11 protein-coding genes are annotated in these 12,554 nt (G+C 71.3%); 9 read left to right on the top strand and 2 right to left on the bottom strand.

All coding sequences use genetic code 11. The features are described 5' to 3' along the window. The first annotated feature begins 150 nt into the window (after positions 1–150). The 3 genes from OG899_RS05760 (at position 151) to OG899_RS05750 (ending at position 4,005) form a co-directional block, all read left to right on the top strand. Positions 151–1,038, top strand: a complete 888-nt coding sequence (locus OG899_RS05760; RefSeq protein ID WP_406310924.1) for a FadR/GntR family transcriptional regulator — start codon at positions 151–153, stop codon at positions 1,036–1,038. A gap of 449 nt (positions 1,039–1,487) precedes the next feature. Beyond that, on the top strand, positions 1,488–3,014 hold the full coding sequence (locus OG899_RS05755) for an RNA polymerase sigma factor (RefSeq protein WP_125498225.1): 1,527 nt from the start codon (positions 1,488–1,490) through the stop codon (positions 3,012–3,014). 130 nt (positions 3,015–3,144) lie between these two features. After that, complete coding sequence (locus tag OG899_RS05750) at positions 3,145–4,005, top strand: serine protease (RefSeq protein ID WP_125498224.1); 861 nt, start codon at positions 3,145–3,147, stop codon at positions 4,003–4,005. A 121-nt stretch (positions 4,006–4,126) separates the two neighbouring features. Here the strand turns inward: OG899_RS05750 and OG899_RS05745 are convergent, their stop codons facing one another. Then, on the bottom strand, positions 4,127–4,357 hold the full coding sequence (locus tag OG899_RS05745; protein ID WP_125498223.1) for a hypothetical protein: 231 nt from the start codon (positions 4,355–4,357) through the stop codon (positions 4,127–4,129). 442 nt (positions 4,358–4,799) lie between these two features. On the opposite strand from OG899_RS05745, the gene OG899_RS05740 reads away from it, so the two are divergent. The 6 genes from OG899_RS05740 (at position 4,800) to OG899_RS05715 (ending at position 11,741) form a co-directional block, all read left to right on the top strand. Beyond that, positions 4,800–6,923 carry a type IIA DNA topoisomerase subunit B gene (locus tag OG899_RS05740; protein ID WP_125498222.1) on the top strand — a complete coding sequence of 708 codons (2,124 nt, stop codon included), beginning with the start codon at positions 4,800–4,802 and terminating at the stop codon, positions 6,921–6,923. A 222-nt stretch (positions 6,924–7,145) separates the two neighbouring features. Continuing rightward, on the top strand, positions 7,146–7,673 hold the full coding sequence (locus OG899_RS05735) for a CcdC protein domain-containing protein (protein ID WP_125498221.1): 528 nt from the start codon (positions 7,146–7,148) through the stop codon (positions 7,671–7,673). Next, the gene (locus OG899_RS05730) at positions 7,670–8,824 is read left to right on the top strand and encodes a sensor histidine kinase (protein WP_125498220.1); all 1,155 of its coding nucleotides are present in this window, start codon (positions 7,670–7,672) and stop codon (positions 8,822–8,824) included. Before OG899_RS05735 ends, OG899_RS05730 begins: the two co-directional genes overlap by 4 nt. Next, on the top strand, positions 8,821–9,504 hold the full coding sequence (locus OG899_RS05725) for a response regulator transcription factor (protein ID WP_125498219.1): 684 nt from the start codon (positions 8,821–8,823) through the stop codon (positions 9,502–9,504). The genes OG899_RS05730 and OG899_RS05725 overlap by 4 nt, the downstream gene beginning before the upstream one ends. A gap of 84 nt (positions 9,505–9,588) precedes the next feature. Then, positions 9,589–10,152 carry a DUF485 domain-containing protein gene (locus OG899_RS05720; RefSeq protein ID WP_125498244.1) on the top strand — a complete coding sequence of 188 codons (564 nt, stop codon included), beginning with the start codon at positions 9,589–9,591 and terminating at the stop codon, positions 10,150–10,152. Further along, positions 10,149–11,741 (top strand): cation acetate symporter, encoded by a 1,593-nt coding sequence (locus OG899_RS05715; RefSeq protein WP_168130814.1) that lies wholly within the window; start codon positions 10,149–10,151, stop codon positions 11,739–11,741. Before OG899_RS05720 ends, OG899_RS05715 begins: the two co-directional genes overlap by 4 nt. A gap of 32 nt (positions 11,742–11,773) precedes the next feature. Here OG899_RS05715 and OG899_RS05710 read toward each other — a convergent pair whose 3' ends face one another. Further along, positions 11,774–12,466, bottom strand: a complete 693-nt coding sequence (locus OG899_RS05710; RefSeq protein ID WP_125498217.1) for a response regulator — start codon at positions 12,464–12,466, stop codon at positions 11,774–11,776. Positions 12,467–12,554 lie beyond the last annotated feature (88 nt).

Genomic DNA, 12,554 nt, shown 5'->3' with positions numbered 1-12,554 from the left:
CTGTTTCTCACGGTCGATGTCCGGAATTCCACACAGAAAGCACATTTCTTTCTGATAAGGCGTCAATTGCGCTGAAGTGAGCGATCACCCTTTCGTGTGCTTTTCACCAAAGACCTCAAGGGAGTTGGAAACGGCGCCGACAAAGGTTCCGTGAGTACCCTTGCGCACACCATGATGACCGCCGCCCGTTCCGCCGACTCCGGCGTGGCCGGTCCGGGCGAACTCGACCGTTACCCGTACGCGGAGGCACCCGCCCCCGACCGCGGCGCGGGCCCGTCCTGGGAGGGGGCGGACCCGGAGCTGGGCCGGGTGGGCCGGCGCGCCGCGGGCAGCCGCGGCCGCGGACTGCACGGCCAACTCGTCCAGCAGCTCGGCCAGATGATCGTCTCCGGCGACCTGGGCGCGGACCGGCCGCTGGTGCCGGAGGAGATCGGCCAGCGGTTCGAGGTCTCCCGCACCGTCGTCCGCGAGTCGCTGCGTGTCCTGGAGGCCAAGGGCCTGGTCAGCGCGCGACCGAACGTCGGCACGCGGGTGCGTCCTGTCAGCGACTGGAACCTGCTCGACCCCGACATCATCGAGTGGCGGGCCTTCGGGCCTCAGCGCGACGTCCAGCGCCGTGAGCTGAGCGAGCTGCGCTGGACGATCGAGCCCCTCGCCGCCCGGCTCGCCGCCGGGCACGGACGCGAGGACGTCCAGCAGCGCCTGGCCGACATGGTGGAGATCATGGGCCACGCCCTCGGCCAGGGCGACGCGCTGACCTTCTCCCGCGCCGACTCCGAGTTCCACACCCTGCTCATCCAGGTCGCGGGCAACCGCATGCTGGAGCACCTCTCGGGCATCGTCTCCGCGGCGCTCCAGGTCTCCGGCGGACCCGTCACGGGATGCGACCGGCCCAGTGAGTCGGCCCTGGCGCAGCACGCCCGTATCGTCGACGCGCTCGGGGCGGGCGACGGTGCGGCCGCGGAGGCCGCCATGCGCCAGCTGCTGACGGTGCACCCCGAGATCGAGCGGGTGGTCCCCGCGCCGCGCGAGCACTGAGCCGCGTACGCCGATCCGGGCACGGACGGTCCGGCAGCGCCGCCGTCCTCCCCTGCCTGCCGCCCGGCCGGTGAACGGGCTCGGCAGGACCCCGCCGGACCCGCCGCCCTCGGCGGGGTCCGCGCGGGCCGCGCGGGCGGTGCCCCGACCGGCGCGGCATGCGGCCGGCACAGCCGTGGATCATGGATGGGCCGCTTTTGATCGCGTGTGCCCGCATCTGAGCGCTTACCGGGTGTGACTCGGGCCACGCGAAGGGGGCGTAACGCTCGCGGAGACAACGCGATGACCTAAGAGGTGACAGCCGCGGAGGGAATACGGACGCCGGTCACGGCGCTGTGCTCTTCCTCGGCCCGCGCCCGCGCCGTCGGCCCATCCCCAGGCCGGTGGTCGGCCTCCGTCCGCCGTGGACGGGGCCGGAAGCCGTTTTCCAACGTTCCGAGAGGTTGTTCGTGTCGGCCAGCACATCCCGTACGCTCCCGCCGGAGATCGCCGAGTCCGTCTCTGTCATGGCGCTCATCGAGCGGGGAAAGGCTGAGGGGCAGATCGCCGGCGACGATGTGCGTCGGGCCTTCGAAGCTGACCAGATTCCGGCCACTCAGTGGAAAACCGTACTGCGCAGCCTCAACCAGATCCTCGAGGAAGAGGGTGTGACGCTGATGGTCAGTGCCGCGGAGCCCAACAAGCGCACCCGAAAGAGCGTCGCGAAGAGTCCGGCCAAGCGCACCGCCGCCAAGAAGGCGGCGACGAAGACGGTGACCACCCGGAAGGCCACCGCCACCGCCGCTTCGGCGGCCTCCGCCGGCGACCCGTCCGCCGAGGGCGAGGCCCCCGCGAAGAAGACGGCGGCCAAGAAGACGACGGCGAAGAAGACGACCACGAAGAAGACCGCGGCGAAGAAGACGGCGGCCAAGAAGACCGCGGCGAAGAAGGACGACATCGACCTTCTCGACGACGAGGTGCTCGACGACCCGAAGGCCGCCGAGGAGCCCGACGCCGAGAACGCCGGTTTCGTGCTCTCCGACGAGGACGAGGACGACGCCCCCGCCCAGCAGGTCGCCGCGGCCGGCGCCACCGCCGACCCGGTCAAGGACTACCTCAAGCAGATCGGCAAGGTGCCCCTGCTCAACGCCGAGCAGGAGGTCGAGCTGGCCAAGCGCATCGAGGCGGGTCTGTTCGCCGAGGACAAGCTGGCCAACTCCGACAAGCTGGCGCCCAAGCTGAAGCGCGAGCTGGAGATCATCGCCGAGGACGGCCGCCGGGCCAAGAACCACCTGCTGGAGGCCAACCTCCGCCTGGTGGTCTCCCTGGCCAAGCGCTACACCGGCCGCGGCATGCTCTTCCTGGACCTCATCCAGGAGGGCAACCTCGGTCTGATCCGCGCGGTCGAGAAGTTCGACTACACCAAGGGCTACAAGTTCTCCACGTACGCCACCTGGTGGATCCGTCAGGCGATCACCCGCGCCATGGCCGACCAGGCCCGCACCATCCGCATCCCGGTGCACATGGTCGAGGTCATCAACAAGCTCGCGCGGGTGCAGCGCCAGATGCTCCAGGACCTGGGCCGCGAACCCACCCCGGAGGAGCTGGCCAAGGAGCTCGACATGACCCCGGAGAAGGTCATCGAGGTCCAGAAGTACGGCCGCGAGCCCATCTCGCTGCACACCCCGCTGGGCGAGGACGGCGACAGCGAGTTCGGCGACCTGATCGAGGACTCCGAGGCGGTCGTCCCGGCCGACGCGGTCAGCTTCACACTGCTGCAGGAGCAGCTGCACTCGGTGCTCGACACCCTCTCCGAGCGCGAGGCCGGCGTCGTCTCCATGCGCTTCGGCCTGACCGACGGCCAGCCGAAGACCCTCGACGAGATCGGCAAGGTCTACGGCGTCACGCGTGAGCGGATCCGCCAGATCGAGTCGAAGACCATGTCGAAGCTGCGTCACCCGTCGCGTTCGCAGGTGCTGCGCGACTACCTCGACTGATCACGGTCGTACCACCGACGGAAGGTCCGGTCCCCGAAACGGGGCCGGACCTTCGATCTTCGTGCTGCGGACCCGGCCGCGATGCGTGACTCTGGGTGTTCTCTTGATCATCCCGGAGTGAGGAGTGCGCATGCGAGGCCGTAGCGTCCGGGCCCTGGCCCGGCCCCTGGTCCTGATGGCCGCGGCAGCCGCGATACCGCTGGTCAGCGGCCCTCCGGCCGCTGCCGGTGGCGTGGTCGTAGGAGGCTTCCCCGTCGATGTGGCGCAGAGCCCCTGGACGGTGGCCCTCTCCAGCCGTGACCGGTTCGGAGGCAGCCGGTCGGGGCAGTTCTGCGGCGGTGTCGCCGTCGGCCGCACCACCGTGCTGACCGCGGCGCACTGTCTGGGCAGAGAGGTCGTCGGCTCGCCGCCGACACCGGATCTGAAGGTCATCACCGGCCGCACGGATCTGCTGTCCACGCAGGGCAAGGAGATCCGCGTGCGCTCCGTGTGGGTGAACCCGCGCTACGACACCGCGACCAACGCCGGCGACTTCGCCGTGCTCACCCTGGCCGAGCCGGTGTCCGCCCGTGCGGTGATCGCCATGGCCGGTCCCGGTGACCGGGCGTACCGGCCGGGCACCGCGGCCGTGGTGTACGGGTGGGGCGACACCACCGGGGCCGCGTCCTACGCGCACAGCCTGCACGCGGCACGGGTGCGTGTCCTGCCCGACGCGCAGTGCGAGCGGGCCTACCCGGGCGGCGCCCAGGGCCGCTACCGGCGCGGTGTCATGCTGTGCGCCGGAGAGCCCTCAGGGGGCCGTGACGCCTGCCAGGGGGACAGCGGAGGCCCGCTGGTGGCACAGGGGCGGCTCATCGGCCTGGTGTCGTGGGGGAGCGGCTGCGGGGAGCCGGGCAGACCGGGCGTCTACACGCGCGTGTCCGAGGTCGTGAAGGCCCTCGGCCGCACCGGCGGCACCCCGGTGGCCAGGCACCGGACCGGAACCGGGTGACCCGACGGATCCGGGGCCGGTGCAGGCGGTGGCCGGACACGACGAAGGGCGGTCGCTCCGTGACGCGGGAGCGACCGCCCTTTCGCCGGTCTGTGCCGGACCTTGCTCGTCGTGCGAGGTGTCAGCGTTCGTCGTCGGACGCGCTTGCCGGAGCAGACGTCAGACGCGCGGTCTCGTCCTGTATCTCAGCGGCGATCTTCTTGAGTTCCGGCTCGAACTTGCGACCGTGGTGGGCGCAGAAGAGCAGTTCTCCGCCGCTCAGCAGGACGACGCGCAGGTAGGCCTGGGCGCCGCAGCGGTCGCACCGGTCAGCGGCCGTCAGCGGGCTCGCGGGGGTCAGAACAGTAGTCACGTCGCCTCTTCTCTAGCTCGACGAGCTGTCGTACCAGGGTCAACATCCAACCAGCCGCAAACGTTCCCGCTCGTGGCTTTTTCTCGGAAAAATCTTGTCCGAGACGGCTGTCCGTTGCCGGGTGGCGGCGAATGTGCCGTAGTGCGTGTCTATGTGTCGTACGGGTTCGCGCTGTCGGTCATGGTCGGTCCTCCCCGGTGGTGTCACCGGCTTGTGCAAGAGGACGTGCCCGGAGCCTAAATGGTTCATGCCTCGAAGGGAACGTGATATGTGCTTCACCCCGACGAGGTATCGAACGTACATGCGACTCTCGACTACTCTTGGTGTGCGCCGAGGGTTGCGTTACAAGGCCCCCACCAGGGCTCGGTACCCTCTGAGCGACAACCGAGACCGCGCCCCAACCTTCCGGGCCCCGTTCGAAATTCAGCGAGGAGCGAACCGCGTGACCGCCGACACGTCCGTGCCGTCCACAGCGCTGCTGGCAGGAGCAGACCGGGACGGCTCCAACTACACCGCGCGGCACCTGCTCGTCCTCGAGGGCCTCGAAGCCGTGCGCAAGCGCCCCGGCATGTACATCGGATCGACCGACAGCCGTGGCCTGATGCACTGCCTGTGGGAGATCATCGACAACTCTGTGGACGAGGCCCTCGCGGGCGTGTGCGACCACATCGAGGTGATCCTGCACGACGACGGGTCCGTCGAGGTGCAGGACAACGGCCGCGGCATCCCGGTCGACGTCGAACCGCGGACCGGCCTGTCCGGCGTCGAGGTCGTCATGACCAAGCTGCACGCGGGCGGCAAGTTCGGCGGCGGCTCCTACGCGGCCTCCGGCGGTCTGCACGGCGTGGGCGCCTCCGTGGTCAACGCCCTGTCCGCACGGCTGGACGTCGAGGTGGACCGCGGCGGCCACACCCACGCCATCAGCTTCCGGCGCGGAGTGCCCGGAGCCTTCGCCGGCGCCGGACCGGACGCGAAGTTCGAGCCCAAGGGCGGCCTGCGCAAGACCAAGAAGATCCCGAAGACCCGCACCGGCACCCGGGTGCGCTACTGGGCCGACCGGCAGATCTTCCTCAAGGACGCCAAGCTCTCCCTGGAGACCCTGCACCAGCGCGCCCGCCAGACGGCCTTCCTGGTGCCCGGCCTGACCATCGTCGTCCGTGACGAGTTCGGCCTGGGCGAGGGTGGCAGCAAGGGTGAGGAGTCCTTCCGCTTCGACGGCGGCATCAGCGAGTTCTGCGAGTTCCTCGCGAACGACAGGCCCGTCTGCGACGTGCTGCGGTTCAGCGGGCAGGGCACCTTCAAGGAAACCGTGCCGGTGCTCGACGAGCACGGCCAGATGACGCCCACCGAGGTCACCCGCGAACTCGGCGTGGACGTCGCGCTGCGCTGGGGCACCGGGTACGACACGACGGTCCGCTCCTTCGTCAACATCATCGCCACCCCCAAGGGCGGCACCCACGTCGCCGGCTTCGAGCAGGCCGTCACCAAGACGCTGAACGAGGTCCTGCGCGCCAAGAAGCTGCTGCGCGTCGCCGAGGACGACATCGTCAAGGACGACGCCCTGGAGGGCCTGACGGCCGTCGTCACCGTGCGGCTCGCCGAGCCTCAGTTCGAGGGCCAGACCAAGGAGGTGCTCGGCACCTCGGCGGCCCGCCGCATCGTGAACAACGTCGTCTCCAAGCAGCTCAAGACGTTCCTGACCTCCACCAAGCGCGACGCCGCCCAGCAGGCCCGCACGGTGATGGAGAAGGTCGTCGCCGCGGCCCGCACCCGGATCGCCGCCCGCCAGCACAAGGACGCCCAGCGCCGCAAGACCGCGCTGGAGTCCTCCTCCCTGCCCGCCAAGCTCGCCGACTGCCGCAGCGACGACGTCGAGCGCAGCGAGCTGTTCATCGTCGAGGGCGACTCCGCGCTCGGCACCGCCAAGCTCGCCCGCAACTCCGAGTTCCAGGCGCTGCTGCCGATCCGCGGCAAGATCCTCAACGTCCAGAAGTCGTCCGTCTCGGACATGCTCAAGAACGCCGAGTGCGGCGCGATCATCCAGGTCATAGGGGCCGGGTCCGGCCGCACCTTCGACCTGGACGCCGCGCGCTACGGCAAGATCATCATGATGACGGACGCCGACGTGGACGGCTCCCACATCCGGACGCTGCTGCTGACCCTGTTCCACCGCTACATGCGGCCCATGGTCGAGGCGGGCCGGGTGTTCGCCGCGGTGCCGCCGCTGCACCGCATCGAGCTGGTCCAGCCGAAGAAAGGCCAGGACAAGTACGTCTACACGTACTCGGACCGGGAGCTGCGGGACAAGCTGCTGGAGTTCCAGAAGAAGAACATCCGGTACAAGGACACCATCCAGCGGTACAAGGGCCTCGGCGAGATGGACGCCGACCAGCTGGCCGAGACCACCATGGACCCGCGCCGCCGCACCCTGCGCCGGATCAACCTCACCGACCTGGAGGCCGCGGAGGCCGTGTTCGAGCTGCTGATGGGCAACGACGTCGCCCCGCGCAAGGAGTTCATCGCCAGCTCTGCGGCCACCCTGGACCGCTCGCGGATCGACGCGTAGCCGTCTTCGTCGCGGCCGGATCCCGGGTCCGACGCGTCTCCGACGCGGACCGGGAACCGGCCGCGGGCCCGTTTCTCCACCCACGGGTGGAGAGAGGGCGGCGCGCAGGATCCACCCCATGATCCACCCGCGCTCCGATCAACCGGACCGCCTGTCTGCGTAGCGTCGAAGGCGTCGACGGCACCCCGCCGTCGGCGCCGCGTCGCTGCTCACGGAGGTCTGATGTCCGGGCTCGTCAACGTGCTGGTGATCGTCGCCGTCGCCGCCCTGGTGATCGTGCGGCTGTTCCGGACACGCAGGTTCGACGCCGACCGGCGCTGGTGGCTCGTTCCGGCCGTCCTCACGGTCGTCGCACTGCGCGAGCCGGCCCTCCTGGACCCAGACCACCACGGCGCGTCCGCCGCCCTCCTGACCGCCGAACTCCTCATAGGCCTGGGAACCGGAGCCGGCTGGGGCTGGACCACCCGCATCTGGGCCGGTCAGGACGGCACCGTGTGGACCCGGAGCAGCACGGCGAGCGCGGCCGTCTGGATCGGCGGCATCGCGCTGCGCATCGGCCTCGCCGTACTCGGCTCCTCGCTCGGCATACGGCAGGGCAGCGCAGCCGTGCTCCTCACCCTCGCGCTCACGCTGCTGACCCGCTCCGCGGTCATGGCGCTGCGCGCACGGTCCCTCACCGTCCCGGCGGCCGGCGCAAGCCCGGCGTGCGGTGACGGCAAGGCTCGAACCGCGTGGAAGGAACGTGTGTGACCGCCGACACTCCTTGGACGCGCTGGCCCTCCCCGGAGGCACTGAGCCGCGCCGGACTGTCCCGGCCCCGGCAGCTCCTCGGCCGGTCGGTGCGCGCGCTGGTGGGCGTCGCGCTGCTGTGGGGCGCCTTCCGCAGCGGTCACCTCCCGCCTTGGGGAGTAGCGGCGGCGGTAGTGGGAGTCCTGCTCGCCGGACTCGTCGTCCGGGGGTTCTTCCGCACCACCCTTGCGCACCGGCTGTGGCCCTCCCTCGGACTGCTGGCGGTGCTCGTCGCCCTCGGCCTCGCCGCGCACGCCGGACAGCTGACCGTGCCCGCCCTCCTCCTGTGGTGCGCCTGCGCGGTCATGGCCCTGGTGCGGCTGCCCCTGGCGGCCGCGGCGCCCGTCGCGGCGCTCTCGCTCGCCTGCTACGCCCTGTCCCACCACGACAACTGGCCGGTGACCGGGGCCACTGCCGTCGGGCTCGCCCTCGCCGGATACGTCCTGCGGCTCGACGCGGAGGCCCGCGCCGGAGCGCTGCGCCTGCTCGCCCAGGAACGGGCCGCGCGGGCGGCCGAGGCCGAGTCGGCGGCACTGGCCGAGCGCGCCAGGATCGCGCGGGAGATCCACGACGTGCTGGCGCACAGCCTGTCGGCCCAGCTCGTCCACCTGGAGGCCGCGCGGCTGCTCGTGGAGCAGGACGCGGACCGCGAGCAGATTCTCGATCGGATCGTCGCAGCCCGTGGCATGGCCCGTGACGGCCTCGCCGAGACCCGCCAGGCCCTGTCCGCCCTGCGCGGCGAGCTGACACCGCTGGAGGACTTCCTCAGCGAGCTGGTGCGGGAGAACGCCAGAGCCGAGGTCACTGTTTCGGGTGAACGCCGGCCCCTGCCCGCCGAGGCGTCGCAGACGGTCAGACGCGTCGCGCAGGAGGCGCTGACCAACGTCCGCAAGCACGCCGTCGGTGCCGCGGTCCAGGTCCATCTGGACTACGGACAGCACGAAGTGACGCTCGCCGTGCGGGACTTCGGCGGTACGCCCGGTGAACTGGCCGCCTCCGGAGGCGGGTACGGTCTGCTGGGCATGCGGGAGCGTGCCGAGCTGCTGGGCGGCTCCCTCGACGCAGGACCGCACGAGGAGGGATTCGCCGTGACGCTGAAGGTGCCCGCATGAGCGAGGAGGAAGGACAGAAGCCCGCACGGGTCGTGGTGGCGGACGACCAGACCGTGGTGCGGGAGGGCATCGTGATGCTGCTCGGTCTGCTGCCCGGCATCGAGGTCGTCGGATCGGCCGGGGACGGGGACGAGGCGGTCCGGCTCGTCGCGGAACTCGCCCCGGACGTCGTCCTGATGGACCTGCGCATGCCGCGCTGCGGCGGCGTGGAGGCCACCCGCAGGATCCGGGCCGGACACCCCGGCACCCAGGTCGTGGTCCTCACCACGTTCGACGACGACGAGTCGCTGTTCCCGGCACTCGAAGCGGGCGCGCGCGGCTATCTGACCAAGGACGCCGGCGGCGACGAGATCGTCCGGGCCGTGCGGGACGTCATGTCCGGGCAGGCGGGGCTCGCGCCCGGCATCCAGCGGCGGCTGCTGGAGCGGCTGACCGGGGCCGAACCGTGTCCCGTCCCCGCCGCCCGGACGCCCGACGGACTGACCACACGGGAGTGCGAGGTGCTCGCCCTGATCGCGGAGGGCCTGAGCAACCAGGAGATCGCCCGCCGGCTGCACATCTCCACGGCCACGGTGAAGACCCACATCAACAACCTCTTCGCCAAGGCCGGCGTGAAGGACCGCGCCCAAGCCGTGCGGTACGCCTACGCGACCGGAGTGGCCCGGCCGCCCGCACGGTGATCCCCGTGAACGCCCCTCACTTGATGGAGTGAACCGGGTCGGGAAGAGAAGTCACGGATCTTCCCGTTCTGTCCATCCTTGGGCATGCAGTCACGCAACAGCCGCCCCCACGGGCACGGAGGCGGTCCCGTGTGCGCGCCCGCGCACCAGGGGGCGCACGACGAGCAGACCCGGGGCACCGCCGAGACCATGCCCTGCCGCGGCCCCTGGCACGACGCTCCGGCCCCCGGCCGGGACCGACGAGACCGCACGGGCGCCGTCGCGCCCGTCCCGGCGGCCCGCCGCGAGCGGCGCACCGGCCGGATGCCCGAAGCGACGGCCCAGGTCTACCTGGACGTGCAACGCAGCGCCGCGTTCCAGCAGGTGCGCACCCGTTACCGCCGTTTCGTGGTGCCGGGGGCGGCGGCCTTCCTCCTGTGGTACGTGGCGTATGTCGTCGCCGCCACGGCCGCCCCCGGGTGGATGGCACGCCCGGTGGTGGGCGCGGTGAACGTGGCGATGCTCGCGGGGCTCGCACAGTTCCTCAGCGCCTTCCTGTTCGCCTGGGCCTACGCGCGCCACGCACGGCTGCGACGCGACCGGGCCGCGCTCGACCTGCGCTGGGACACCCAGGACCGCACGCGGCACATCGCGGGCGGTGCGTCATGACCGGCGACCACCAGACACTGACGCTGCTGCTGTGCAGCGTGTTCGTCGCCGTCACGCTGGCGATCACCGCCTGGGTGAGCCGCACCCGGCACGGCTCGTCCGAGGAGTTCTACGTCGGCGGACGGCTGTTCTCCCCCATGGAGAACGGTTTCGCCATCGCGGGCGACTACGCCTCCGCCGCCTCTTTCCTGGGCGTGCCCGGGCTGATCGTGCTCGTCGGCTACGACGGGGTGCTCTACGTGGTGGGTTTCCTCGTCGGCTGGCTGGTGGTGCTGTTCCTGCTCGCCGAACTGGTGCGCAACTGCGGACGGTTCACCTTTGCCGACGTGGTCGCGGCACGCATGGCCGAGCGCCCGGTACGGCTCGCGGCGGGCACCTCCTCGGTCACCGTGTGCCTGCTGTACCTGGTGGCGCAGATGGTCGGTGCGGGCACCCTCGTCGCCCTGCTCCTCGGCCGGACCGGCGGCGCGGCACAGGTGTGGACGGTGACCGGCGTCGGGGTCCTGATGGTGCTCTACGTGTCGCTGGGCGGTATGCGGGCCACCACCTGGATCCAGATCGTCAAGGCGGTCGTGCTGCTGGCCGGCACCCTCGCCCTGACCGTGCTCGTCCTCGTCCGCTTCCACGGCGATGTGAACCGGCTGCTGCTCACCGCCGCCGCGCACAGCGGCCACGGGGACGCCTTCCTCGCGCCCGGCCTGCGGTACGGCGGCGACTGGACCGCCCGCCTGGACTTCCTCAGCCTCGGCCTGGCGCTGGTGCTCGGCACCGGCGGCCTGCCGCACATCCTGGCGCGCTTCTACACCGTGCCGACCGCGCGGGCCGCCCGCCGTTCGGCCCTGTGGGCCATCGGCCTCATCGGCGTGTTCTACCTGATGACGATCGTCCTCGGGTTCGGTGCCGCCGCGCTCGTCGGACCGGACGCCGTCCGCGGCTCGAACGCGGCCGGGAACACCGCGGTGCCCCTGCTCGCCCTCCACCTGGGCGGCGGCCCGGGCTCCACCACGGGAGCGGTCCTGGTGGCCGTGGTGGCCGCCGTCGCCCTCGCCACCATCGTCGCGGTGGTCGCCGGACTCACGCTGTCCTCCTCGGCCGCGGTCGCCCACGACCTGTACGCGGCGCTGCGGCGCCGTGACCGCCGGCCGCGCAGCGAGGTGGCCGTGGCACGGATCGCGGCCGTGGCCGTCGGGGCGGCCGCCATCGCCCTGGGCCTGCTCGCCCGCGAACTGAACGTCGCGGTCCTGGTCGGCCTCGCCTTCGCGGTCGCCGCCTCCGCGAACCTTCCGGTGCTGCTGTACTCGCTGTTCTGGCGGTCCTTCACCACCCGCGGTGCGGTCTGGGCCGTCTACGGGGGGCTGGTTCCCGCCGTGCTGCTCGTGGTGCTCTCCCCGGTGGTCTCCGGCAGCCCCGACGCGCTGTTCCCCGGCGTCGACTTCCACTGTTTCCCGCTGTGCAACCCCGGCATCGCCTCCGTCCCGCTGGGCTTCCTCGCCGGCTGGCTCGGCACCGTCACCTCCGCCGCACCCCCGGACGAGGCCCGGCACGCGGAGACCGAGGTGCGGTCCCTGACCGGCGCGGGCGCCGCGTAGCCGGCCCTCGCCCCGCAGTCACGGGAGCGCCCTCACGGCGTCACCCACGCATACCGGTGCTCCGGGCGACCCGTGTCGCCGTACTTCAAGGACAGCCGCAGCCGGCCGGCCCGTTCCAGGTGGCGCAGATAGCGCTGGGCGGTGGAGCGGCTCAGCCCGGTCCGGGCGGCCACCTCGTGGGCCGACAGCGGCCGTCCCGCGCTGTGCAGGACCCCGCAGATCAGATCGGTCGTCGGCGCCGAATGCCCGCTGGGCAGACCGGGGGAGGACGGGGAGGACACGGTGCGCAGCGCGGCGAAGATCCGGTCCACCTGTTCCTGCCCGGCGACCCCTTGGCCGCCGACCCGGTCCACCGTGCGGCGTAGCGCGGCGTAGGACTCCAGTCGGCTGCGCAGCGCGGCGAAGGTGAACGGCTTGACCAGGTAGTGCAGCGCGCCCAGCCGCATCGCCTGCTGCACGGTCGCCACATCGCCCGCCGCCGTGATCATGATGACGTCGGTGCCCAGGCCCTGCTGCCGCATCCGGTGGACGAGATCCAGCCCCGAGCGGTCCGGCAGGTACTGGTCGAGGAGCACCAGGTCGATGCCGCCGCGCTGCACGGTCGTCAGGGCCTGGTCGGCGTTGTGCGCGCGGGTGACCACCCGGAACCCGGGAACCTTTCCCACGTACGCGGCGTTGATCTCAGCGACACGGAAGTCGTCGTCGACCACCAGGACGTCAATCATCGGGCCTCTTTCCCTCAAGGCCGGGCGAGCGTCGAGCCCGTGTTCCCGCTGTGCTGTTGTAGCGCGAGCAAAACGAGCACAACAGATG

Source organism: Streptomyces thermoviolaceus (assembly GCF_045209695.1).
Lineage (GTDB): Bacteria > Actinomycetota > Actinomycetes > Streptomycetales > Streptomycetaceae > Streptomyces > Streptomyces thermoviolaceus.
Note: the sequence above shows the minus strand (reverse complement) of the source record. Positions and strands in the feature narration are given on the sequence as shown.

Bases quoted from the DNA above. Each gene is read 5' to 3' on its own strand.
- OG899_RS05750 (WP_125498224.1), top strand. From the start codon at position 3,145: ATGCGAGGCCGTAGCGTCCGGGCCCTGGCCCGGCCCCTGGTCCTGATG.
- OG899_RS05735 (WP_125498221.1), top strand. From the start codon at position 7,146: ATGTCCGGGCTCGTCAACGTGCTGGTGATCGTCGCCGTCGCCGCCCTG.
- OG899_RS05725 (WP_125498219.1), top strand. From the start codon at position 8,821: ATGAGCGAGGAGGAAGGACAGAAGCCCGCACGGGTCGTGGTGGCGGAC.
- OG899_RS05720 (WP_125498244.1), top strand. From the start codon at position 9,589: ATGCAGTCACGCAACAGCCGCCCCCACGGGCACGGAGGCGGTCCCGTG.
- OG899_RS05715 (WP_168130814.1), top strand. From the start codon at position 10,149: ATGACCGGCGACCACCAGACACTGACGCTGCTGCTGTGCAGCGTGTTC.
- OG899_RS05710 (WP_125498217.1), bottom strand. From the start codon at position 12,466: ATGATTGACGTCCTGGTGGTCGACGACGACTTCCGTGTCGCTGAGATC.